Consider the following 22416-nt stretch of genomic DNA (forward strand, 5'->3'; position numbering starts at 1 on the left):
GGAGTTGGAGGTGCGAGTATGGGGGGATGACCAACTCCCACAGACAATCCCGCCCCACGCAACGGATTGCGCGGGGCGGATAACAAGCGGATTATTTTACACTGGTATAACGGCTGTAGGCTTCGGTACGGATCTTGAGCAGCTTGTCGAGCCCCATGTCGTTCAGCTGCTTCACATAGGCATCCCAGCCCTCATCGATATTGCCCTTGCTGATGAATTGGGCACGCATGGTGTTCACATAGGAATCAATGTCGGTGGTCAGCGTCGGCAGCTCCTCGAACTCCTCAGCGGTGTACATTACGTTAGGGAAAGGCTCAGTTACATACTCACTGCCCAGCTTATCGAGCTGCAGCTTCAGGCCGTCGCCGGATTCTGTGCTCAGCACGATATTTTTCTCAAAGGCCGGGCTGACATATTTCGGACCGAAGTCACGCAGCGACTGCTCCCAATACCAGGCGTCGGCGCTGGTTCCGGCAGGCGGGTCCATCAGCGTATAGGTGCCGTCATCGTTCTTCTGGATAACCGTGCCGATCGCGCCCCAGAAGTTCTGGATGCTCGCTTCATCGGTGTAGAACTGGTCAGCCCAGCGTGCGGCGATTTCCGGCGTTTTGCAGGAGGAGGTGATCAGGAACTCGTTGCGGGCCAGGTTCATCCCGTTCGGATTGCCAATCGTGTAGCGCTTGCCGTCCGGTCCGGCGATTGGCGGAATCGTTACGTACTGCTCGCCCCATTTGCCGAATACGGCATCCGGCGTCCACTGGTAGGAGAAGCCTACAACTGGAGCATCCGGGTTCTGAAACTTGGCGGATCTCATCGTGTCGTCCTGGGTGAACAGCTCTTTGTCGAGCAGGCCTTCAGTGTACAGCTTGTTTTCCCATTTCAGGCCTTCCTTGTATTCCTCCGAGGTCGGATAGTATACCGCTTTGCCGTCCTTAACCAGCATGTTATTGTTGTTGAGGTCGGCGATGCCGAACGGGCTGATCAGGTCGTTGCTCACTTCAATATACGGAATTTCATCCGCCTTGCCGTTGCCGTTCGGGTCCTGCTCCTTGAATGCCTTCATTACGTTATACAGCTCATCGATGGTGTCCGGAACCTTTAGGCCGAGCTTTTCGAGCCATGTTTTGTTGATGACCGGCTGGCGGGAGCTCTTTGGACGCGAGGGCAGTCTTGTCGGCAAGGAGTAGATTTTACCGTCCGGGAACGTGCTGATCTTCTTCATATCCGGCGTCTCTTCCATTGCAGCCTTAAGATTAGGCATGTACTGGTCGATGTATTCATCCAGCGGACGGAAATAGCTCAGGTTGTTCACGATATCGGAATCCGAGAAGGTCTGATCCCCGATCACCACATCCGGCAGCGTGCCGCTGGCCAGCATGATCGATTTTTGCTCGCCCCAGTCATTGGAGGACATGACCTGCCAGTCGATTTTTACATTCGTATTCGTTTCCAGATCCTTCAGCCACTGGTTCTGCGTGAACGTGTCCCCCATGCTGCCCCAGCGCACAGTCAGTACCTTCAGCGTTACCGGCTCGCTTACAATCGGCAGCCCTTCCTTGTTGAAGCTGCTTGTATCAGTGCTTGCAGCATTGTTCTCCCCGTTACCGCCGCCGCAGCCTGCGAGTCCTGCAACCATTACGGCTGCCAGAAGTCCGGTCGTCAGCTTTTTGGCCGAAGCTTTTTTGCCCTGTTTGACCATTGTGTAACTCCCCCGTTTCTTATGTGTGCATATTGACTTTACATGTCTAATCATAACGGCTTGCAGATAGGCATTCCGGACGCTTTGCCGCCGTTATTCGGACCTCTGGCGCAGATTTGCCTGTTATCCGGACACGAATCTCTTTGCAGGCCCTTGTTTTCATAACACTTTCCAGACCTTTGTTAGCGCTTTCCGGACTTTGCGGCAAAACGCCTCCCTATACTTATGTTTTTTTCGGGCAAAGGTTTTATAATGTTGATGTTACCTAAATAAAACGCATTCATTATTGAAATCGCGCAGAAAGGGACCGGTACGTACCCAGCCATGACCAAAAAAACAGCAGCACCCAAGCCGCTTCCCATCCGCCACTATGTAAGGGTTATGATCCTGATTGCCGTCATTGTCCTCATCGCGGACCTTATCATTAGCATTACTTCCATTATTATCGTCAGGCAGCAGTCGACCCGCTATCTTAAGGATACGGCGGCGCTGTACATTAACCGGATCAATCATGATTTCGCTTACATGAACCACTATATGGGCTGGACGCTGGCCAATGACGAGACGCTGAACACGATGAATGCCTACCGCATTAACAGCATTGAATTCCTCAAATCCAACGAGAATCTGCACAAAAAATTTACCGAGCTGCAAAAGAACTACGGCCAGGAATATAATTTTTTCTACTATTTAAAAAATCAGTCCTACTTCCTGAACTGTGCACCGATCAGCGTGAACTATCCGGACTATCTGGAGCTGAAGCGGCAGATCATCTCTTTTATTGATGACAAGGAGGTGTACGAAAAGTTCTATTCCAAATGGACGCCTATTCTGGTAAACGGCAAATATTACGTCATTAACATCGTCCCGTACTACAACCGCTATCTGATCGGACTGATCTCCGCCGACAACCTGATCCGCCCGCTGCGCGAGATTAATCTGGGGGCTAACGGCTACGCTTCGCTCGTGGATGACCAGGGCACAGTGCTCTCAAGTCCCGTATCCAACAGCGGCAGGGTGCTTCCCGAAGAGGGAGGTTCTTCCCTGCTTATGCAGCCGCGCACCACGATCAGCAGCGAGTTCCTGAATACAACATTCAGCGCGGACATGGTGATCAAATTCGGGGCTTTTGAAAAAATCATGATCGCCCAGCTTCTGATCGTCCTGCTGTTCTTCATGGTGATCTCGTCGCTGTCGATCATTATGATCTTTTTCAACCGGAGGGTGCTTGGACCGATCCAGAGCTTCTCCGAGAATCTGGCCCGTATTAATGAAGAAAGCCAGCCGGCAGACTACAAGGGCAGCAAAATCATTGAGCTCGAGCAGGCCAACTCCCAGTTCAAGGATCTCGTCCAGCAGATCAAAACGTTCAAAATCACGATGTACGAGCAGGAACTGGAGAAGCAGCAGATTCAGCTGGATTATATGAAGCAGCAGATCAAGCCGCATTTTTTCCTGAACTGTCTGACCAGTATTTACAGTATGGCTCAAATTCAAATGTATCAGGAAATTGAGGATATGGCGATGACCACCTCGAAGTATTTCCGCTACCTGTTCCAGAACGGGGAGAACTTCGTGCCGCTGGAGAGCGAGATTGAGCATGTGCAGATGTATCTGGAGATTCAGAAGCAGCGCTACCGGGACGCTTTCAGCTATCAGGTCGAGCTGCCTGAGGAGGCCAGGAATGTGAAGATTCCGCCGCTTGTGCTGCAGACTTTCATTGAGAATTCCGTCAAATACGCCATCTCCCGGGAAAATGAAATGCAGATCACGCTCACTGTGCAGCGCTGCCAGCTGGAGGAGGGAATTGCCGGTACGCGGATTGAGCTGTCGGATAACGGGCCGGGCTTTCCGCCGGAGGTGCTGGAGAAGCTGCAGGACGGACTGCCGCTGGACCAGACCAAGGGTACGCATATCGGCATTATGAACACACTGAAACGGCTGGAATATCTCTACTATAATCTGGCCGACGTGACTTTCACCAATATTCCCGGCAGCGGTGCATGCATCACGTTATACCTGCCCGATCTTCCGGAGCCTGCAGCAGAAAGGAAGTTAGATCTATGAATATTTTGCTGGTAGATGACGATTATTACGTAATTGCCGCCCTGCAGAAAAAAATCAACTGGCCGCAGCTGGGCATCGAAACGGTATATACCGCAAACAATGTAGCCCAGGCGCGCGAGATTCTGGAGAAGCATCCTGTGCAGCTTCTGATCTCCGACATTGAAATGCCGCAGGGCAGCGGCCTGGAGCTGCTGGCCTGGATCAGGGAGCAGAATCTCAGCGTTCAGGCAATCCTTCTGACCAATTACGCGGACTTCAACTACGCCCAGAAGGCGATCGAGCTGCAGAGCTTCGAATATTTCCTCAAGCCGATTGAGTTCGACAAGCTGATGCTGATCATCCAAAAAGCTGTCACCCGCGCCAAGGAGCATCAGAGCAATGAGGAGGCGATTATCGGGGGCTACTTCTGGCAGAAAAACCAGTCCAAAAATCTGGAGCATTTCTGGCGGAAGCTGGTCAGCGGCAGCACCTCCTCCCCGGTTAAGCAGGCCGAAATCAGCCGTGCCATCGGGGAGCAGAACCTGTCCTATCAGATGAACGATCTCATTCAGCCTGTCCTGTTCAATGTCTTCCCCCATAATGGCAGCATGGGCAAGGAAGAGAAGGATCTGTTCGACTTCGCGCTGCTGAACGTGCTGTATGAGCTGCTGCAGCATCCCGGCTACACGGTCCAAAGCATTCTTGAGGTAAAAGAGTACAACTGGATCGCCATCCTCAACTGGAGCGAGCCGCCGCTGGACAATGCCTTGCTGCAGACAACCGGGGCTTCTTTTATCCAAAAGGCGGTGCCTTATCTGAAATGCGATGCCTGCTGCACAATCGGCCTGACGGGTGAGCTGCTGCAGTTCGGCAGCATCCTGAAGCAGCTGCTGAACATGGACGAGGAGCTGACGAGATGCCGGAACCAGACTTACCTTGTGGAGAACGATCTGCGCCAACCGAAGTCCTCCTACACCCCGCCGGATCTGGCCCAGCTTGAGGAGCTGCTGAACCAGAACAGGCTGGCTGCTTATCTGGAGGAGGCTATCCGCTATCTGCGCTCCATGCTCAGCTACAAGTCGCTCGATACCCCGGTGCTCGGCCTGTTCCGGCTGGACATGGTGCAGCTGGTGTACTCTTTTCTCAAGCAAAAGGGCATCCAGGCCCACAAGCTTTACGCCGGCAAGGCCAATGACAAGCTGCTGCTTCACTCCCTGCACTCAATCGAGGATATGGAGGAATACCTGAAGTACCTGGTCAACACCGCCATGGAGTACCGCGACTTCACCGCCCAGCCCAAATCGATTGCCGAGGAGATCAAGCAGTATATCCACGAGCACTATGGGGACGACCTGACGCGCAACGATCTGGCGGAAATCGTCTACCTCAATCCGGACTATCTGGCCCGGCTGTTCAAGCGTGAAACCGGCATCTCTCTCGGCAGCTACGTCATCCAGGTGCGCATCGCCGCTGCCAGACATCTGCTGGAAACAACCAGCCTGTCCGTCTATACCATCGCCAGCAAAACCGGCTACTCTAACTACTCCTACTTCTCCAAGCTGTTCAAGCAGGAGGTCGGTTTATCGCCGAATGAGTATAAGAAGGAGCAGCAGCCGCATGGGGTGGGTTAGGTGGCGGGGATAGGTTAGGATGAAAATAAAGAGCGGCAGTCCGGGATTTTGGGTCCGGGGTTGCCGCTCTTTTTAGCTGAATCCGGTTGTTGGCAGCTGATTTGCTGCATTTGATGGGTCCAGGACGGGTTGGAGCCGGTTATGAGAGATTTTTGCTGAGAGGATAGTTCCTCCTCCACATTTAGTTCGATTTTGGTCACTTAATTTCACTTTTTCTGACTACTTAAACTGATTAGTTGTAAAAATGTCACTTAATTCAGCCCAAACCCCCTCCAGGCGCAGAAACAGTAAAATTAAGTTACCTTTTTCCACTTAGATGGATCAAACAGGGTGTTTGACCGGAATTAGGTGTCCTTTTTCCACTTAATTCAATCCTACAAAAAACCCCGGAAATCCGAATACCCAAATCAGCAGCCCAAGGAGGATGATCACCCCGCCGGCAGCTTTAAACAGTACAAGGGGGGGCTTCATGAGTGTACTCTTTAGACTTTACAGTACGAATGGTTTTAATATTTACCTTCACCGTTTTCTGCCGAAGAATCGAGGCTCCGGCTATAAACCCTACGTAATCTCAGCTTCTCCGCTTGGAGTTCATAGCCATCCAATATCCTGCTGCGCCTACGACAATCGCATAAAGAGTGTATACTATCTTCTTCTGAGTAGACCATTCATCATACAGCAGCCAGACAGTAGCGGTTAATCCTCCACCGGAAAAGAGTCCAACTATAATAGACTGGGTTTTTATGGACATTCGGCGCCTCTCCTTACCTTGCCATATTAAGCATCCCGCTCCCGCACATACTCCGCAACCATCCGCTGATTCTTCTCATCCAGCCGGAAGCCGATTCCCAGAACATGAAGCTCAGCAAGCATTTTGAGGATGTCCTCTCTGCCGAGCCTTCTCATCTCGAGCTGGATGAGCTGCTGCAGATAATAGTCGGCCGCTTCCGCCGCGAATTTATCCTCTGAGAATACCCACACTTGATTGCCCGAACCAATGTATGGGTAATTCGTGTGGACATCATAAGCTATATATAATGTCTCCGCATTTAAGACAGCTTCCTTTATCGCAGTAAAAACCCTCTGCTCATCCAGGTGCTCCGCTCCTGGGACCCTGCCGTCCGCCGAGCTGCGGGCAGATTGAAGCATTCTAATCGAATCCTGGATCGTTAGTCCTTCGCTTGCTTTCATCGACATCGCAGACACAGATTGAACCGTTCCTTCCAGTCCGCCGTTGCTCCATTCATCGTTCATTGCCGGCGCTCCATTCGGTTTACAGGATATGGTTAGGTCTTGTCATATTATTAATACACTAACCAAAGTCTGCTTACGCAGCATCCCCTTCATAACAGCTAAAAAGAAACAGCGGCCGCCGGATCGGTTCATATCCTCAGCGCCGCTGTTGCCGGTGTGCTATTTGGTTATTTTTTTGCGGTAGGTGTAGATATCCCCGCCGGATTTGCTCACATGGTAAAAGACTTCAAAGCCCCTCCGCAGCAGCTCGTCATCGGGTTTTCTCTTATGGTCGTCGTCTCCGATACAATCGATGATCACACCGCCGTTTTTGACCACTCTGGTCAGCTCCGCCAGCTCAAGGTCATAGTGGTCACCTACGACATGCCCTGACATTACGATATCAAAGGTATTATCCTCGTAAGGCAGGCTGTCTGCTGTACCGTCAAGAACCTTTACATTGCTGACGTTCTCCCGCTTGATCTTGTCGCGTATGTATTCTCTCAGCCTGTCCGTAGGCTCACTCGCATAGACCCGTCTGGCCTGCTCCGCCGCCGCAAAGGCAAGCCGTCCGGTACCGCTTCCCACATCCAGCACCAGAGCGTCTCTGAAATCCGCCAAATCGAGCAGATGCTTTTTATCCCAATCATAGATGTAGTTACAATTCCGGTTCATAATTTCCGGGTAAGCGTACACCACAGAGGTTTCCATCGCCTGAAGGACAAACACCTCCGCCCGGCGTACCTCTTCGGCACTCAGCCCCTTTGCAGCAGCAGCAATGATCTGCTCCACATACGCTTTACTCTCCGGGCTCCGCTGAACGAAGTACCAGGCAACCGCGGGATTATAGGCCAGCGCAGCTCCAAGGCTCTGTTCATACTCCGTCCACTCCCGGTAATCCCGGCAGATCATCTCAATAATCCAACGGTCCAGCAGCAGGAAGCTGTTAAAGGAAAATTCCTCAGCATTTATCCAGTTATATCGCATTAACACCTCTCCTTGTACACCTGCATGGGGGAAGCTCCAATCTGCTTCACATCCATTATTTTACATACGCGAAGATTAAGGTATCAAGGGAGAGTTTGATTATAAACAATCTATTTTCCGGACTAACCTACCCCTGGTAAGAATTAAGGTTGAAGTGTTTGCTGAACTCAGCAACAATAGATTTAACATGTTCTTTCGAGGATGCCTCAAATATCCTGATCCCTCTAATATTACACCTGAAAAGCTCCGCCAGCCCGCTATATCTGGATGCATCTACTCCAATTTCCCGCAGACTCAAGCAATTTGCGAAAATGGATAACTCGCCAACCGGATAGATAAACTCCTCAAGCCTCCGCAGCTCCCCCAGGACTGCCATGTCCGATTCATCCTCAGCCCGGCCATCCGTTCTGAATGTGGTCAGATTCTTCAAATCTTTCATGAATGCAAAATCAGGGATTACCACTTTATTCAGCTCCAGCTTTTTCAGCTTTGTAAGGTTTGAAATGCAGCTTAAATCGCCAGCTTCTAAGTCTTCCAGTTCTAATTCCGTCAAATTCACTAGAGCACCTATCGTGTTGCTGTCGATTGAATCTATTTTAATTAATCGGAGTGTTTTTAATTTGGGGATATCCTTCAGTTTGTGTACATTCGTTAATGTAAGTCTTACCAGGGTCAGTTTCCTTAAATCCCCTAAATAAGCTAAGTAGTCCAGATCGGACTCTGTAAAAGAGGACCCGCCGATTACCAGCTCTGTTAGTCCTGTCAGCTGCTTGAATACTTCATAATCTGCAACGTGATCAGCATGGATAATAAGTTCCTTAAGATTAGGCATACGCGTCAAAAGCTCCAAAGACACTGCCCCGTGTTTTTCCGCCAATTCAGACCGGATAAAGATCCTATTCTGTTTGTTCAACGTTTCCGTAGAAATAAGGCCGTCTTCAAGCTTGTCTGCAAAATGCTCCGCCCAGTATCCGTCTAGCGGAATAAGGCTGTTCTGTACATCTTGCATATGGGCCAGCGTGAGCAAATCATCAAATAAATGTCCCCGCTTCCGGTGAACAAAGATCACATCCTCCGTTTCCTTCGGTTCTAAATCACCTGTTCTGAGCTGAGCTGCGATGGACTCTACAAACTGTCCGAAGCTCTCTGCAAGGACATAAGAAATATTAGTATTACGGTCTAACGAGATCACCTGACTATAAGTTCCCTTCTCTCCGGGTTCCAAATCCATAATAAGAACCGACCCGCCGCCATCATCTGCAAAAGGGACCCAGCCCTTTCTGTATCCTCCTTCTTTTATCGCATCCGGTTTACCGGAGATTATATTCAGGCTCGGATTCCTCCAATTATTCCCGTTAGGAAGAATATGCCAGGAAAATCCGGCCATGACGCCCATGACCTGATCTCCCTCGCCGTTATGCTTCATATACAGTTTTTTGAAATCATCCGGAAAGGGGAACCCGATTCTATTCTCAGCCTCCATGATTTGCGCTTCCTCCACTCCCGGATTCAGCAGCTCCTCTACCTCCGGTATGTATGCTTTCAAAGCTTCAATCAGACTGCACTCTCCATTTTCATTAAATAACGGCATATAATGGCCCCATTCCGCAAAAGTAGATTCTATTAGAACAAATCCAATATATCACATAAAAACCAAAGACCCTCCACTCTTTTTTAGAGTGAAGGGTCCTCCCGGTTATCTATATCCCCAGCTCCCTCATCCGCGTCACAACCTGCTCCATCCGCCCCTCAAGCTCCGTTCCCCTGAATTTCGGCAGCTGCAGCTCGCTCACGATCTGCCCGTCACACATGAACAGAATGCGCCCGGTCTTGGCGGCAATTCTGGCGTCATGGGTGACCAGCATCACCGCAGTCCCCGTCTCATTGATCTCGGCGAACAGGCTCATGATGCCTTCGGCAGCCTCCTGGTTCAGCGCTCCGGTCGGCTCGTCGCCAAACAGGATCTGCGGACTGCTCATCAGCGCCCGGCAAATACCTGCCCGCTGCAGCTGGCCGCCGGATACCTGGGTGATGTCCCGCTTTTCGAGCCCGGCAATGCCGGTTTTCTTCATAAGTGATCTCGCCTGTTCCGTAATCGTCTTCACGTTCCTTCTGTTATCACGCATGGACGGAAGGATAATATTATCCAGCAGGTTCATATTCTTCATCAGCGTTGGCTGCTGGAATACAAAGCCCATCTGCGTCCGGCGCAGGTCAGCCAGCTCATTCTCCTTAAGTCCTCCAAGCTCCCTGCCGTCAAAAAGCACCTGCCCGCCGTCAATCGTGTCCATCCCGCTCACCGCAAACAGCAGCGTCGATTTGCCCGAGCCCGATGGCCCCATCACCGACACGAACTCACCCTCGCTAATACTTACCGACACTCCATTAAGCACCTTGCGCCGTTCTATGCCCTGGCCGAAGGCTTTTTCGATATGGTCAGCAGCTATAATCTTCTTCATCTTCCTTATCTACTCCTTAATATGACCGGATATAGTGATGTGTCCCGTGCCTGATGTACCGATTATAGTGGCGATAAGCACCAGGCCGGCGAGCATAAGCGGACTGAACAGATACGCTTCAAGCGGATCGACCACGAATTCGAAGGAGGCTGCACCGAACGAGCCGATAAGCGCCCCCGCCAAGCCCTCGCCTAGTGTGTTCGCCAGAATGGTCCCAAGTACAATTCCGGCCACCAGCACAGCTGCCGCACGCGCAAAATACTGTACTCTGAGGTCAGCATTAGTGAACCCCAGTGACTTCATGACAGCAATCGGATACCGGTCTTTCGCTACCAGCAGCCGCATAAACAGCACTGTTACCAGCACGCTGATCAGCAGCATCATAACAATGGCTATCCGGGAAGCCGTACCCACAGAGCTTATGGTCGGGCCAAAGGTTTGCGCAACATACTCATCGACACCGGATACCTTGGCAAAAGAAAACCGGTCCGCATACTCCCCTGCTTTACTGCTGACAAGTGCCTTATCATCAAGCTCCGCGTAAATGACGGACCACATCACATCTGCAGCTTGACTGGCAAAGGCGGCCTTGGCGGTCTTCCCGCCATTGGTAACGTCCGAGTAGATGCCGCATACCGTCAGATTTATTGACTGCCCGCCGGACTTCAGCGTAATGACATCACCGGGCTGCTTGCCGAGCTCATCGGCGTTCATCACGGACAGGGCCATTTCATGGTCCGCCGCAGGCGCTCTGCCCTTAGCATATTTCACCGGGAAAATGGAATGGTCACCAAGCTCGATCTTGATTCTCTCCTCTGCTCCATCCTCTTTTAAGGCAGTAAAGCTCTCCGTTGTCAGCACGGCGTACCGGGAGATAGATGGGTCCTTCTCCATAACCGCAGCCACTTCCGCTGCTTTGGCAGCGATATTGTCCGTCTGCTGGATATCCAGGCGCAGATCGCTGTTGCCTACGCCCATGTAGGTAATGAAGCTTTTGGCAGCAATCGTGTTGTACAGGTTCCGGGGGACGGTGATAATGAATGATGCAATGATGATTACAGCAAGCATCGTCACATACAGGCTTTTCCGGGCAAGCACATCCTTGACTCCAAGAAAAACATTGGTGTTCAGCAGCCGGTTTGCACTCAGCCGCAGCTGCCTGGCTCCCCCTGATTTATCCTGCGTGGTACCGAACCGTACGGCTTCAGCAGCAGAGATTCTCCGGAAGCGTCCCAGCACCCTGTTCACATAGCCGGTAATGGCCAGGAACACAAGTACAGCTCCGCCCAGTCCAAGCAGCAGGGTCAACGAAGCCTTTTCGTTCCCGCCCATGTACAGCCGGATATTGTCCAGCAGCATCCCCCTGAACACCAGTGAAAGGACATATCCCAGGGCACAGCCAAGGGCTGCGATGCCCGCATATTTTACGAGATACAGCTTCTTGATGTCTGATACGCGAAGTCCAATAGCCTTCATAACGCCAATCTCACGAGTATCCCGTTCAATGGTGGCAAGTAAAGTAAACCGGATGCACATAAAAGCGACAGCAACAACAAGCAGGCTGACCAGCAGAATAACGAATATCATCAGCCCGTCGGACATGGCATTAAGCATTTTGAACAGAGGGTAGGTGATGGAGGGGCCGTTTGCTTCAAGTCCTGCCGAGGTGTAGTCATTTTTAAAAGCGCCAAGCATAGATAGTTCCTTCAGTCTGAATTCAATCAGATATTCGGTGCTCCCGGAGGCTTGGATAGCGGTGTAGTCGTGCCCGCTGACCAGAAATCTTTTGGAGGAGGCCAGCAGGGAGTTCATCTGGGAATCGCGGAGAAATCCGGCCACAGTCCATTCTTTTCCGGCAATTACAGCTGTATCTCCCGCCTTGGCGGTTCCGTCCTTCATGTAGACGATTGGCACATACAGCTCGCCGTCAGCCGGAGTGATCACCTTCCCATCCAGGCCTAGGAGGTAGTCAAATTTGCCGCTCTGTGTGCTGAACCCGTTGTCCTGGACATTGTCCGCCAGCGACTTGCCGCCGATGATAATCCGCGCATTCTCTACATTTACAAATTCAAGCACCTGGAACGCTTCAACCTTGCCGTTCTGCTCTGCAAAGGCCGTAAGCCGTGCCCGGTCCAGCTCTCCTGAATGCATCTGCATGAAATGCGGCGTCTTCGCCTGTGTCATCAGTGTATCAATGGCCCCCGCAAGATTGACGGTCAGAATGGCGGACAGGGAAACCAGCATAGCAGCAGCGGTGACGAACAATAGAGTGGTCAGTGTAATCAGCTTACCGGCGCGCAGGTCGCCCCGGATTATCCTGTAGTACATGGTTCACCTCCGGTTTCCAGCTTTTTAATGGATTTCAGGTTATATAGAACAACCGCAGCCGCACTTAACAGCAGCCCCGCGATAATGATCAGAAGTCCGATTCCCCGGCCGCTGCCTGTACCGGTAATCCGGCCCAGCGTACCTGCAAACATTCCATTGTCTGTCAAAAGCGGAGTGAACAAGCGGTCAGCGAGTACCCCTGACAGCATATAAGCGGCAATGAAGCCCAGCTGTGACACTAGCCCGATTAGTGACCAGGCCCGCCCCTGCACGGCATTCCTGATATTAGTCCGCAGCAGATAATCCAGGCTGGCATTGGCAAACGGTAAGGTGGCGAAAAAGAAAAACCCGGAAACGCCAAGCAAAAGCATATTTTCCCGGAGCCCGAATACGGCCATACACAGCCCTCCGCAGAACAGGGACAGCGCCAGGATCTTTACGAAATTCTTCTTGAGCGGGAGAACGCCGATAATGATACTGGATGCCAGCATTCCTAGTGCGATGACGGTTTCAAGCGTACCGAGTGCAGCGCTATCGGCAAAAGCCAGGATCATCGGCATCGACAGGGTCTCTATGAATCCGAGACAAAAGGTCATTACCGATGTCATTATTACCAGCATCAGCACACCTCTGCTTACGGAAACCGCGCTCCAGCCTTCTTTTAGCTCAAGGATGAAGGACCCGGTCTGTTCCGTTTGCTTGGAAGGAAGCCCCCTGCGTACAGCAAGCGTTGAAGCAACGGTTACCCCAAAAGTGCAGATGTCGATGACCAGCAGCAGCTTCACATCCGACACCATGAGCAGATAGCCGGCAAGCGCAGGGGATATGAGGTACTTGGCTGATCCGGCCACCTGGACGAAACCGCTCGCCCTGGTATACTGCTCCTCCGTCAGCAGATCCGTCACCGTTGCCTTGTACGCCGGATCAAGCAGTGAGGAAAACACCGAGCTGACGGTGACTCCCAGGCAGATCTGCCAGAGCTGCGCTTCACCGCTAAGCAGACAGACCAGAATGTAGATGAGCCCGGTTGCAGACAGGCTGTCACCCAGCATCATTAACAGCCGCCGGTCATAGCGGTCCGCAAGCACACCGGCAACAGGACTTAATAAGAGTGAAGGCATGAACGCCAGCAAAGTAACCAGAGCCATGGCGGATGCCTGCCCGGTCTGCTGATACAGGTATACCCCCAGACCGAACGCTGTGAGTCCGCTGCCGACTGACGACACAAGCTGTCCCGACCACAGCAGAAGGAATTTGCCGAAGGCCCGCTCCCGGTTACTCATTGCCCGGCTCATCTCCCTCTCTGCCGCCGAACGCCTGCATTACACTCATCAGGCTTCCTTCCTCAGCCCCGAGCAGCCGCTCCACATTGGCGATAAAAGCCAGAATGCGCGACATCCGTACCTCGTCTGTCATCTCAACCATCTCCTCATCAAAAATGGTGTTCGCATAGATGATAATCATCTCCATACTTTCATACGGGTACTGCGTGTGGAACAATCCCTGCTGAATACCCTCCCGGACAATGGGCGTCAGAATCGGCGGAACACCGTTAACCATGATCTTCTGGATCTTCTGATGCATCAGCGCATTCTGCGGCCGGTGGATATGCTCCATAATTTCCGAGCTGCTCTCCCCCCCGTTGCCGCTGCTGATATTCATAGCCATAACGGCACTGAGAATGCGTTCGACTACGGGAATGGTGGTGTCCAGGGCAATGGCCTGCGCTGCCCCCAGCATCTTACTGCTGTACCGCTCAATCAGCGCATCCATAATATCTTCTTTGGACTTGAAGTGATGATACAGCGTGCCCCGGGCAATCCCGACCTTGTTCAAAATATCATTGGTGCTCGTTCCGTCGAACCCTTTCTGACCGAACAGCTCATCGGCGGCGTCGAGGATTTCGTTTCTGCGTGCTTCGGCTTCTTTTACAATTCTCATGGAGGCTCCTTGTTGGGTGGATGGTTATGGATGGTTATAGTAAACGGGCTTACCGACCGACTGTCTGTCGGTTATATGGTAAATAATAACACATTATTAGAGGGAGGGGAAGGGGGGAATATACCTTTAGACCGATGCAAGCTTCAAAATAATCCAGTGCTCAAGCAGCATCGTACGCCAGACCGCCTTATAATGCTTCAAGTGCCCCAGTGCCAAATGCTAATACTGGTTTAACTGTATTCCATACAACTAAAACCAGCTAAAATCCGGGTCTGCACCGTATAAGTGTACTCTGTACAATTAAATCAGCCCAAATTAACAAAACCGGGCTTTTCAGGCGATTTTAAGTGTACAGAGTGCAGCTAAACCTGTTTCAGGAGGAAAAAGCAGCTTTTTAAATGTACAAAGTGCAACTATGCTAATTAATTATTCTCCGGGATGATACACATTAGAATCAGGTGGCGAAAATCAAACTAAATTCCCACTCCCAATTCCTCTGGTACAATGTAGGACCAACTTGTCCCGCATCATCCGCATTTTCATCCGTCTCTTCCACCAGCCCAGCGCATATCGCTGTCAATCTTCCACCTCCGCAGCCTCTCAATAGCACTAACAATAATCTTCGCATGATCAAAGGCCAAGCCTTCACTCGACTCTATGGCATATTGGACTGACTTCGAGTACAGCTTGGCTGTTACAGTCCGGCCTATAACCGCCGTCAGCTCTTGGCCGCCGCTGCTCAGCTTCAGCTCATATCTGCCCGTTTTGACGGAGCCCTTACCCAGCCGCTCCGTATGCTCCGCCAGCTGCCGGTAACTCACCGTAAACCAGGCAGCGTCCTCGGCATCATCTCCTGCCTGTACCTGCAGACGGCTGCTGTCGATCAGCGCAAGATAGCTGCAGCTTATCACCCAGGTGCGCGGGTCCCGGCCGACATCCGAGAAAACGCCAAGCTGCTCCAGATAAACATCGCTTAAGCCGGTCTCCTCGCACAGCTCCCGCGTAGCAGCTTGATCTGCCGTCTCGTCCGGCTGGACAAAACCGCCAGGAAGCGCCCATTGTCCCAGGAATGGATGTCCTCCCCGGCGGATGAGCAGAAGGCGAAGCTCTTTCCCGGGAAGCTTAGGTTCTTCATCCTCCAAGCCTGTGACCGCAAATATCACCATATCCGCCGCCACCGAAGGCCGTTCATAATCCCCTGGCCGGTATTGCTCCAAAAACTGCTGCTCGGTAAGCCCGTTACGATCCACTAGTCCCACTGTTGTCCGCCCCCTCATTCATCTGTTGTTACTAAGCCTGCCGCCAAAATAATTGCTGTAAGGCTCAAACTCCGCCAGCACCTCATCTACTCTGCGCATCCGCTCCTCAAGGCTTCCCCTGAGTGTAATGTAAGGAATCCGCCGGGCCTGCAAATCCGCGATAATCTGCTTATGAAACACATGCCGCTTCTGATCCCCGCTGCGGTCCCACGTATCATCATAAGGAATATCGTCATCACACAGGAAAAACAGATCGTACCGCTGCGCATTCTCCAGCGCGAGCCGGGTCAGCAGTTCAGGTGCCTGCCCGTGATAATCCAGCGCATACATATATGTGGTGACCGCATTGGTATCAACAAAAAGATACCGGTCCGCTCCAAGTAATGCCCGCTCTTCCCGCTCAATATGACCCACAGCAATTTCGTCAAAGGCCTTAAGCCCGATCCGGCGGTCCACCTGATGCTTTGCCCAGTAATCCCGTCCATACTCACTGGCGTAAGCCGTCCGGTACCGCCGGGCTAGCGCTTCGGTAATGGTGGATTTACCGGTGGACATTGCTCCCACGAATACCACTTTGGTAATTAAATCCCGGTACACGAGATCACTAACGTAATCCCGGTACTTATACGGATCGGAACGGACCATTGTGGCTGATACAGGTACCTTCTCACGTGCCTCATCCACCCGCCGGTCTGCTGCACCAAGGGCAATACTCATATGCTTGCCGTAGAACTCGCTGGAATAGAAGCGGGTCACCTGCTCGCCTTTTAACAATCCCAGGATGTACTGCTCTTCACGGATCTCATGCTCCCTGTCGTCAGAATAGCCGTCCGGACCGTCCCAGGCTTCAATCACACGGACCGCCGGATAGAGCTTACGTATCCAGCCTGCCCGGATATGCAATGGAATAGGGGAAACAGCCGTTTCATAGATTACCACAATGAGTTCATCTACCTCCTGCAGCGCCGTTTCGAACATATACTGATGCCCTTTATGCAGCGGGGCGAATTTGCCCAGCGTTAATCCACGTGTCTTCATGCCAGCGCCTCCTTAGCCCCTTTGTTCCAGTTATAGTAGCCGTAAGCTGCATTGAGCAGATAGGCGCTCCACATGACGATCATCAGCGGGCCTTCACTGCTCCCATCCGCCGTCCGGATACCCCACAGCAGCACCGTGAAGATATTGAGCACAATATAGACCAGCCACTGCTCCTTGAATCTGCGTACCATCAGAATGGTTGCCACAACCGATAAAACCGTTGTTAGAGCATCAATATAAGGTGAGTTCTGCCCCGGAAGGAACGACAGCCCGAAGCCCAGCAGCAGGAAGCCGGAGATACAGACTGCCCCGACCAGCAGCATGCCTCTAAGCTCCATCTGCCGCATCGCCAGCTTGCCGCCCTGGAAATTCTTCTTCCACATGTAGAAGCCGACGATATTCATCGGGACAAAAAACAGCAGATTCAGCATCACTTCCCCGAACAATCCGTTTATATAGGCCAGATAAGCATAGCCGAACGTGTTATACATGCCAAATACATAACTCATAAGCTTCCCCTTCGCCGTAAGCACTACACACAGCACTCCGGTGATAAAAACCGTGAAGCCAAATAATGAATCCTTGGATATAAACGTAAAAAGAACTCCTATAGCCGTAAATACAATCAGCCAGACGATTTCAAACCACTTCCAGTTCCCCATAGCCTTGCTCATGCTGCATCCCTCCGTTTATTCGATTGTTCTACACAACAACACTTATTAACTATTTGATAATTTCATTTTGTTAATATCAATTTAACAGAGGCTCCCTCCAAATGCAAGGAACATTTTCAAGTAGCTGTCCGTGACAGCAATCTGTTTATCCGGGAAGGTTATAGAAGTCTCCATACGGAATATAAACATATACATTATACATATCGGAGTTGACCCAAATGGAGGCTATATCTGCAGAGGAAATGATCCTGGATGACCTACTAGAAACCTTTCATTGTGTATTCGGTTTGAATGTAATGGAGACGACTTCAATAAAACGGGGCTGGTTGAACTTAAAATGGAAAGTTACGACTGAGGCAGGAGAGTATTTACTCAAACAATACAACAAAGAAAGATATAAATTGTTTAACCGGGAGGAGCTGTTGTTTGCATTCTCTCAGCAGATCAGATTATATGATCAGGGTCTTGCGTGCCCCAAACTGTTATCCCATAATGACAGTATTTTGCTTGAATCGGGTAATGGCGAGCTCTTCATGGTAATGGAATATTGCCAGGGCATCTTAATTCCGCCAGGCAGGACCAATGTCCATCAAATATACGATTTAGGCCGGGCAACAGGTAAAATGCACCGGATCTTAAATGACGGGACTCTTGGCTTTAATCATAGTCCGCAATTTATTCCTCCAAGCCGTGAGGAGCGTCTAGCCCACTGGAACGCAGTTAGGGAAAAGACTGCGGAAGCTGGTAAACCTCAGCTGCTTGCCGGCATAGAGACTCAATTTAAGGCTACTGAAGAAATGGATATAGAAATTTTCAGGCTCCTTCAAACAGGATGGGCACATCGTGACCTTTGGGCAGATAATCTTTTATTCAATGACAACGGATTAACGGCAATTCTGGATTTCGATCGGCTAAAGTATGACTATCCGCAGCTTGATGTGGCCCGTGCTGTTATCTCCTGTGCCTTAGATGATCATTTAGATGTCTCTCTGGCATCGGCCTTTATGGAAGGGTACAGTGAGGAACGGAACGTGGCAGAGGGCTATTTAACCTATTCATTACAGTTGTTATGGTATATGGAAAGCACATGGTGGATTCATGCGAACATGGATCAGCATAGTGTACCGCCAACCCGCTTCGCAAAAGAAATGATTTGGCTTGCAGAAAATCTAAAAAACCTATCCGCTATGTTAGGAAATATTTAGACAGTAAAGCAATGAAGAATAGACAGGTTACTGAAACTCCGCGGTTGTTCTGACGTATGACCCTTATTCATATTTTTCCAAGCACGGCTCATACGGAGGTGAACTTGACTGGAGCAATTTTATGACTTGTTTCAACTGGCACTCTCGATCGCCCTCTTCTCTTCCTTAGTATTCCTTCCATTCACCTATTTACGTTCACCTAAGATACACTGGGATCATGAAATTACTGCAGCCGGTTCATCCTGGTATGTAGCTGACAGACTATCGCAAGTGAACAGTATTCAGCGGTGGATCATACGTATTGCCAGAAGAAGAGAAGCACCGGCTGATGAAGACAGCTGTCCTTCCCCACATTGATATCCAGACATTCAATTAGGGAGGACAACAATGAAAAAGATTCAATTGCTCCAAAAAAGGGCCAAGCCCGTTCTCGTCATGCTGATCGGACTGATTCCGGTCCTTGTACTCAGCGGGTGTACGGCAGCATCGCCCATAGATCCGATTAACGCTGATTCGGCAGGGCTATTTAACCACCTTTTGATTTATCCCTTTTCGCTCATGATCAAATTCATCGCGGATGCATTTCACGGAAACTACGGATTATCTATTGTGCTGATGACACTGATCATCAGGCTTGCAATCATGCCGCTCATGATGAATCAAACCAAGAAACAAATGAGCATGAAAGAAAAGATGGCCATCCTTCAGCCGGAGTTAACTGCACTTAATGAGAAGTATAAGAACGACGTTAGTGCGGATGCAAAAAAACAACAGCAAGCCGAGATGATGCAGCTCTACCAGAAGCATCAATTTAATCCCTTAAACATGGGGTGCTTACCGATGCTTCTCCAATGGCCGATCACCCTCGCATTTTATTACGCCATTCGTCGTACCCCCGAGATTGCAGCTCACGATTTTTTGTGGTTTAACCTGGGGCAGGCAGATATGATTTTACCGCTGATTGCCGCTGCTGTGTATTACGTTCAGTTCCGGGTATCTCAATCTGCTTCAGCACAGGTTCAGCACAATCAAAAGAATCAGATGGCGTTCCTCGGATTGCTGTCACCGGTCATGATGGGTATATTTTCTTATCAGATGCCCGCCGCTTTACCGTTGTATTGGGCAGTTGGCGGCATATTCATTATCGTGCAAACGATCCTTCTTAATAAAAGCTATACTAAGCCAAAGGTAGCGGGTACTAACCGGCCTGCCAGCGCTGAAGAAAATTAATTCAGTTGTAAAGCAACACAAAAACAGAGCATCCGGGGTCAATCCTCAGATGCTCTGTTTTGGGCTGGCAGCTCGGTTAACAAGATCCCCTCTATTATTCAGTGCTGAACTTTATCTCATAGCTGCCCTTGGCGCCTTCGCCGGTGATAATAAACTTGTACGTCCCATCCTTGCCTGCTGTAATCTCCTCACTCCCAGCTTCGCCTGTATTAAAGTCCTTGACCAGCTCACCGTCCGGATCATAGAGCGCTATGGTCAGCTCTCCCCGCTCCACCTTGGACTTATAATCAACAGTAAGCGTCTCCCCGTTTTTGAGCTTAACCTTCTTATCGTCCGTACCGCTGAACAGCTTATACGAAGCCTTAATTTTCGAGCCGGATTCAGAGGCTATGAACATCATTTTTTTATCACAGGCGGTCAGCAGCATTGCAAGCACAAGTACGAGCATGCCCGGTACAATCCATTTCTTCTTCATCTCTTGACACTCCTTATGGGTGGATTAAGTTACCGCAGTGTGGGCACTGTACGGGATTAGCCCCCGGATCAGCAGCCGCAGGGATATGCTGCTGTCTGCGGGCAAAGAAATATAGCAGAAGTCCGATAAAGTTGGGAATATAAATAACAGCCAGCATCCACAGCCAGGGATTCATTTTTTTTCTGGAAGCATCTTTATAGATAAACACAGCGATCAGCACATTCAAAGCTATAAAGAGCAGCATAAGCCCCGTAATTACAGCCAGCGCAAAGTCATCCTCAAATGCTGCTTTTATAGAAGGAGCCATCATAATGAAAACTGTCCCGAATCCCAGCACAACAATCGTTGTGAACGCCCAAAAAACAAACCTTTCAAGCCCTGCCCGGTTCTTCATAGTACTCCCTTCTGAAAATAATAATGTCGGCATATTCTAATTCGTCGAAGCCTCCAAACTGCCGCCGGAGATACGGTAAAGCAGAAGAATTACAGCAATCATCTGAAATAAGGCAAACACCAGCAAGATAACTATTTTCCAGAATAAAAGGAGCGGACCGGCCAGCAGAACCAGTGCCAGAAAAAGCGCCATAATGATATTCAGTGCCGCTGCGCTGATTAAAATGCCAATAGGCTGACGGTTATTAATCCTCCGGAGTGTGTCCGCGACCAAATGAGGCGGTACGGCTGCAGGAGCGTTGAAATATTCTTTTAACAGCTCCTCACTATCCATTGATTGCTTCATAATCTCTGCCCCCCATTGCTGCTTTTAGCAGCTTTTTGCCTTGATTAAGTCTGGACTTCACGGTCCCCAGCGGAACATCAAGCACTTCGCCAATACTCTCATAACTGAATTCTTCATAATAAAATAAAATTAACGGGGCAAGATAACGCTTGGGCAGCGTTCGCAGGCATTGCTCCAGATACAGGAACTCTTCTTTTTTGAGCAAAAAATCTTCTGTTAACGGTGCGCCATCTCCGGGTTCCCTGTGCTTGCTGTTATCGTCGGTCCAGGCCAGCGTCAGGCGTTCACGCAGCTTTTTCCATTGACGGTAACGGTCCTTATGTAGATTAACGGTCACCTGAAACAGCCAGGCTTTGAACGGCCGCTCCGGATCGTACTTCTCCAGCTTGCGGAGCACACGCACCCAGACCTCCTGAAACAAGTCTTCTGCCTCCTGCCGGTCCAGAGAAAGATGACAGCAAAACCGGAATAAATCATCCCTGTACCGGCCAATTAAACGTTCAAGCCCTGCCTGCTGTCCGGATCGATAGTCTTCTACAAGCTGTCTGTCGCTTATCATTCTCCCCCTCCGTCTGCATTGTTCAATTTACATTACGAATGATATGAGAGCTTTGTTCGAAATTTCACAAGAAAAGTTTTGCGGATAGAATGAACAGGCACTTTCTCCGCACTATATACATTGTTCAAATATTCTACACAATTATCAGGGCGATTGCAGGGTAATTTATTATAGAAACTATGTAGTAGTGTCCTACTGCCCTCTTAAGAACAACTTGTGAAATGGATAACACACGCTTGACAAATAATAATTTCTAGATGATAATAATTATCAATAAAGAAAAGCTATTCAATAGCAATTCAAAAAAAGCCGCTATCATGCAGGCTCACTTTAGGAGGAAAATAAAAATGTCCCTGATTGGAAAAGAAGTACTGCCGTTTAAAGCGTCCGCTTACCACAATGGAAGTTTCATCGATGTATCCGAAGCTAATCTAAAAGGTAAATGGAGCGTAGTCTGCTTCTACCCTGCGGATTTTACCTTCGTATGCCCTACTGAGCTGGAAGACCTGCAGAACGAATACGAAACTTTGAAGAGCCTGGGTGTTGAAGTATATTCTGTCTCCACCGATACCCACTTTACACATAAAGCATGGCATGACAGCTCCGAAGCCATCGGCAAGATCACATACATCATGATCGGCGACCCGTCCCACACCATCTCCCGTAACTTCGACGTTCTGATTGAAGAAGCCGGTATGGCTGACCGCGGTACCTTCATCATTGACCCTGACGGCGTGATCCAGGCTATCGAAATCAATGCAGACGGGATTGGCCGCGATGCCAGCATCCTGGTCAACAAGATTAAGGCTGCACAGTACGTACGCAACAATCCGGGTGAAGTATGCCCGGCCAAATGGCAGGAAGGCAGCACAACCCTGAAGCCAAGCCTTGACCTCGTAGGCAAAATCTAAGG

Annotated in this window: 20 protein-coding genes and 1 pseudogene; 5 read left to right on the forward strand and 16 right to left on the reverse strand. The window is 50.3% G+C overall.

Annotation, left to right across the window (positions count from 1 at the left end):
• Positions 1-91: 91 nt before the first annotated feature.
• Positions 92-1699, reverse strand: a complete 1608-nt coding sequence (locus R70331_RS21235; protein WP_042178822.1) for an extracellular solute-binding protein — start codon at positions 1697-1699, stop codon at positions 92-94.
• Between the two features lie 324 nt (positions 1700-2023).
• On the opposite strand from R70331_RS21235, the gene R70331_RS21240 reads away from it, so the two are divergent.
• Positions 2024-3766 (forward strand): sensor histidine kinase, encoded by a 1743-nt coding sequence (locus R70331_RS21240; protein ID WP_042178824.1) that lies wholly within the window; start codon positions 2024-2026, stop codon positions 3764-3766.
• Positions 3763-5376 (forward strand): response regulator, encoded by a 1614-nt coding sequence (locus R70331_RS21245; RefSeq protein ID WP_042178826.1) that lies wholly within the window; start codon positions 3763-3765, stop codon positions 5374-5376. Before R70331_RS21240 ends, R70331_RS21245 begins: the two co-directional genes overlap by 4 nt.
• Before the next feature lie 571 nt (positions 5377-5947).
• Here R70331_RS21245 and R70331_RS21250 read toward each other — a convergent pair.
• The 11 genes and pseudogenes from R70331_RS21250 to pnuC all read right to left on the reverse strand — a co-directional run bounded on the left by R70331_RS21250 (position 5948) and on the right by pnuC (position 17295).
• Positions 5948-6127, reverse strand: a complete 180-nt coding sequence (locus R70331_RS21250; RefSeq protein WP_042178827.1) for a hypothetical protein — start codon at positions 6125-6127, stop codon at positions 5948-5950.
• Positions 6128-6153: 26 nt separating this feature from the next.
• The gene (locus R70331_RS21255) at positions 6154-6630 is read right to left on the reverse strand and encodes a hypothetical protein (protein ID WP_052419151.1); all 477 of its coding nucleotides are present in this window, start codon (positions 6628-6630) and stop codon (positions 6154-6156) included.
• 159 nt (positions 6631-6789) lie between these two features.
• Positions 6790-7596, reverse strand: a complete 807-nt coding sequence (locus R70331_RS21260; protein WP_042178829.1) for a class I SAM-dependent methyltransferase — start codon at positions 7594-7596, stop codon at positions 6790-6792.
• Positions 7597-7723: 127 nt separating this feature from the next.
• Positions 7724-9187: an SMI1/KNR4 family protein gene (locus R70331_RS21265; protein ID WP_042178831.1), complete on the reverse strand. Its 1464-nt coding sequence runs from the start codon at positions 9185-9187 to the stop codon at positions 7724-7726.
• A gap of 109 nt (positions 9188-9296) precedes the next feature.
• Positions 9297-10055, reverse strand: coding sequence for an ABC transporter ATP-binding protein (locus R70331_RS21270; protein WP_042178833.1), 759 nt, complete (start codon positions 10053-10055; stop codon positions 9297-9299).
• Positions 10056-10064: 9 nt separating this feature from the next.
• On the reverse strand, positions 10065-12383 hold the full coding sequence (locus R70331_RS21275; RefSeq protein ID WP_042178835.1) for an ABC transporter permease: 2319 nt from the start codon (positions 12381-12383) through the stop codon (positions 10065-10067).
• Positions 12368-13666 carry an MFS transporter gene (locus tag R70331_RS21280; protein WP_042178837.1) on the reverse strand — a complete coding sequence of 433 codons (1299 nt, stop codon included), beginning with the start codon at positions 13664-13666 and terminating at the stop codon, positions 12368-12370. The genes R70331_RS21275 and R70331_RS21280 overlap by 16 nt, the downstream gene beginning before the upstream one ends.
• On the reverse strand, positions 13659-14324 hold the full coding sequence (locus tag R70331_RS21285) for a TetR/AcrR family transcriptional regulator (protein WP_042178838.1): 666 nt from the start codon (positions 14322-14324) through the stop codon (positions 13659-13661). Before R70331_RS21285 ends, R70331_RS21280 begins: the two co-directional genes overlap by 8 nt.
• A 454-nt stretch (positions 14325-14778) precedes the next feature.
• A pseudogene (locus R70331_RS21295) lies at positions 14779-15583 on the reverse strand (NUDIX domain-containing protein).
• Positions 15584-15601: 18 nt separating this feature from the next.
• Positions 15602-16621, reverse strand: a complete 1020-nt coding sequence (locus R70331_RS21300) for an AAA family ATPase (protein WP_042178842.1) — start codon at positions 16619-16621, stop codon at positions 15602-15604.
• The gene (pnuC, locus tag R70331_RS21305; RefSeq protein WP_042178843.1) at positions 16618-17295 is read right to left on the reverse strand and encodes a nicotinamide riboside transporter PnuC; all 678 of its coding nucleotides are present in this window, start codon (positions 17293-17295) and stop codon (positions 16618-16620) included. Before pnuC ends, R70331_RS21300 begins: the two co-directional genes overlap by 4 nt.
• A 218-nt stretch (positions 17296-17513) precedes the next feature.
• On the opposite strand from pnuC, the gene R70331_RS21310 reads away from it, so the two are divergent.
• A complete protein-coding gene (locus R70331_RS21310) occupies positions 17514-18500 on the forward strand; it encodes a phosphotransferase (protein WP_042178845.1) in 987 nt (328 codons plus the stop codon).
• Between the two features lie 387 nt (positions 18501-18887).
• Entirely contained in the window at positions 18888-19730 is an 843-nt protein-coding gene (yidC, locus tag R70331_RS21315) for a membrane protein insertase YidC (RefSeq protein ID WP_042178848.1), read from the forward strand.
• A 94-nt stretch (positions 19731-19824) separates the two neighbouring features.
• Here the strand turns inward: yidC and R70331_RS21320 are convergent, their stop codons facing one another.
• From R70331_RS21320 to R70331_RS21335, 4 genes are read right to left on the reverse strand one after another with little or no spacing between them, the layout of a single operon-like run.
• Positions 19825-20205: a hypothetical protein gene (locus tag R70331_RS21320; RefSeq protein ID WP_042178850.1), complete on the reverse strand. Its 381-nt coding sequence runs from the start codon at positions 20203-20205 to the stop codon at positions 19825-19827.
• Between the two features lie 13 nt (positions 20206-20218).
• On the reverse strand, positions 20219-20599 hold the full coding sequence (locus tag R70331_RS21325; protein ID WP_042178853.1) for a PLDc N-terminal domain-containing protein: 381 nt from the start codon (positions 20597-20599) through the stop codon (positions 20219-20221).
• 36 nt (positions 20600-20635) lie between these two features.
• Positions 20636-20944: a hypothetical protein gene (locus tag R70331_RS21330; protein ID WP_042178857.1), complete on the reverse strand. Its 309-nt coding sequence runs from the start codon at positions 20942-20944 to the stop codon at positions 20636-20638.
• Positions 20925-21503 (reverse strand): RNA polymerase sigma factor, encoded by a 579-nt coding sequence (locus R70331_RS21335; RefSeq protein ID WP_042178860.1) that lies wholly within the window; start codon positions 21501-21503, stop codon positions 20925-20927. Before R70331_RS21335 ends, R70331_RS21330 begins: the two co-directional genes overlap by 20 nt.
• A 347-nt stretch (positions 21504-21850) precedes the next feature.
• Here R70331_RS21335 and ahpC point away from each other — a divergent pair, with 347 nt between their 5' ends.
• Complete coding sequence (gene ahpC, locus R70331_RS21340) at positions 21851-22414, forward strand: alkyl hydroperoxide reductase subunit C (protein ID WP_042178863.1); 564 nt, start codon at positions 21851-21853, stop codon at positions 22412-22414.
• Positions 22415-22416 lie beyond the last annotated feature (2 nt).

The sequence above is a fragment of the Paenibacillus sp. FSL R7-0331 genome, from assembly GCF_000758645.1.
Classification (GTDB): Bacteria; Bacillota; Bacilli; order Paenibacillales; family Paenibacillaceae; genus Paenibacillus_AQ; species Paenibacillus_AQ camerounensis.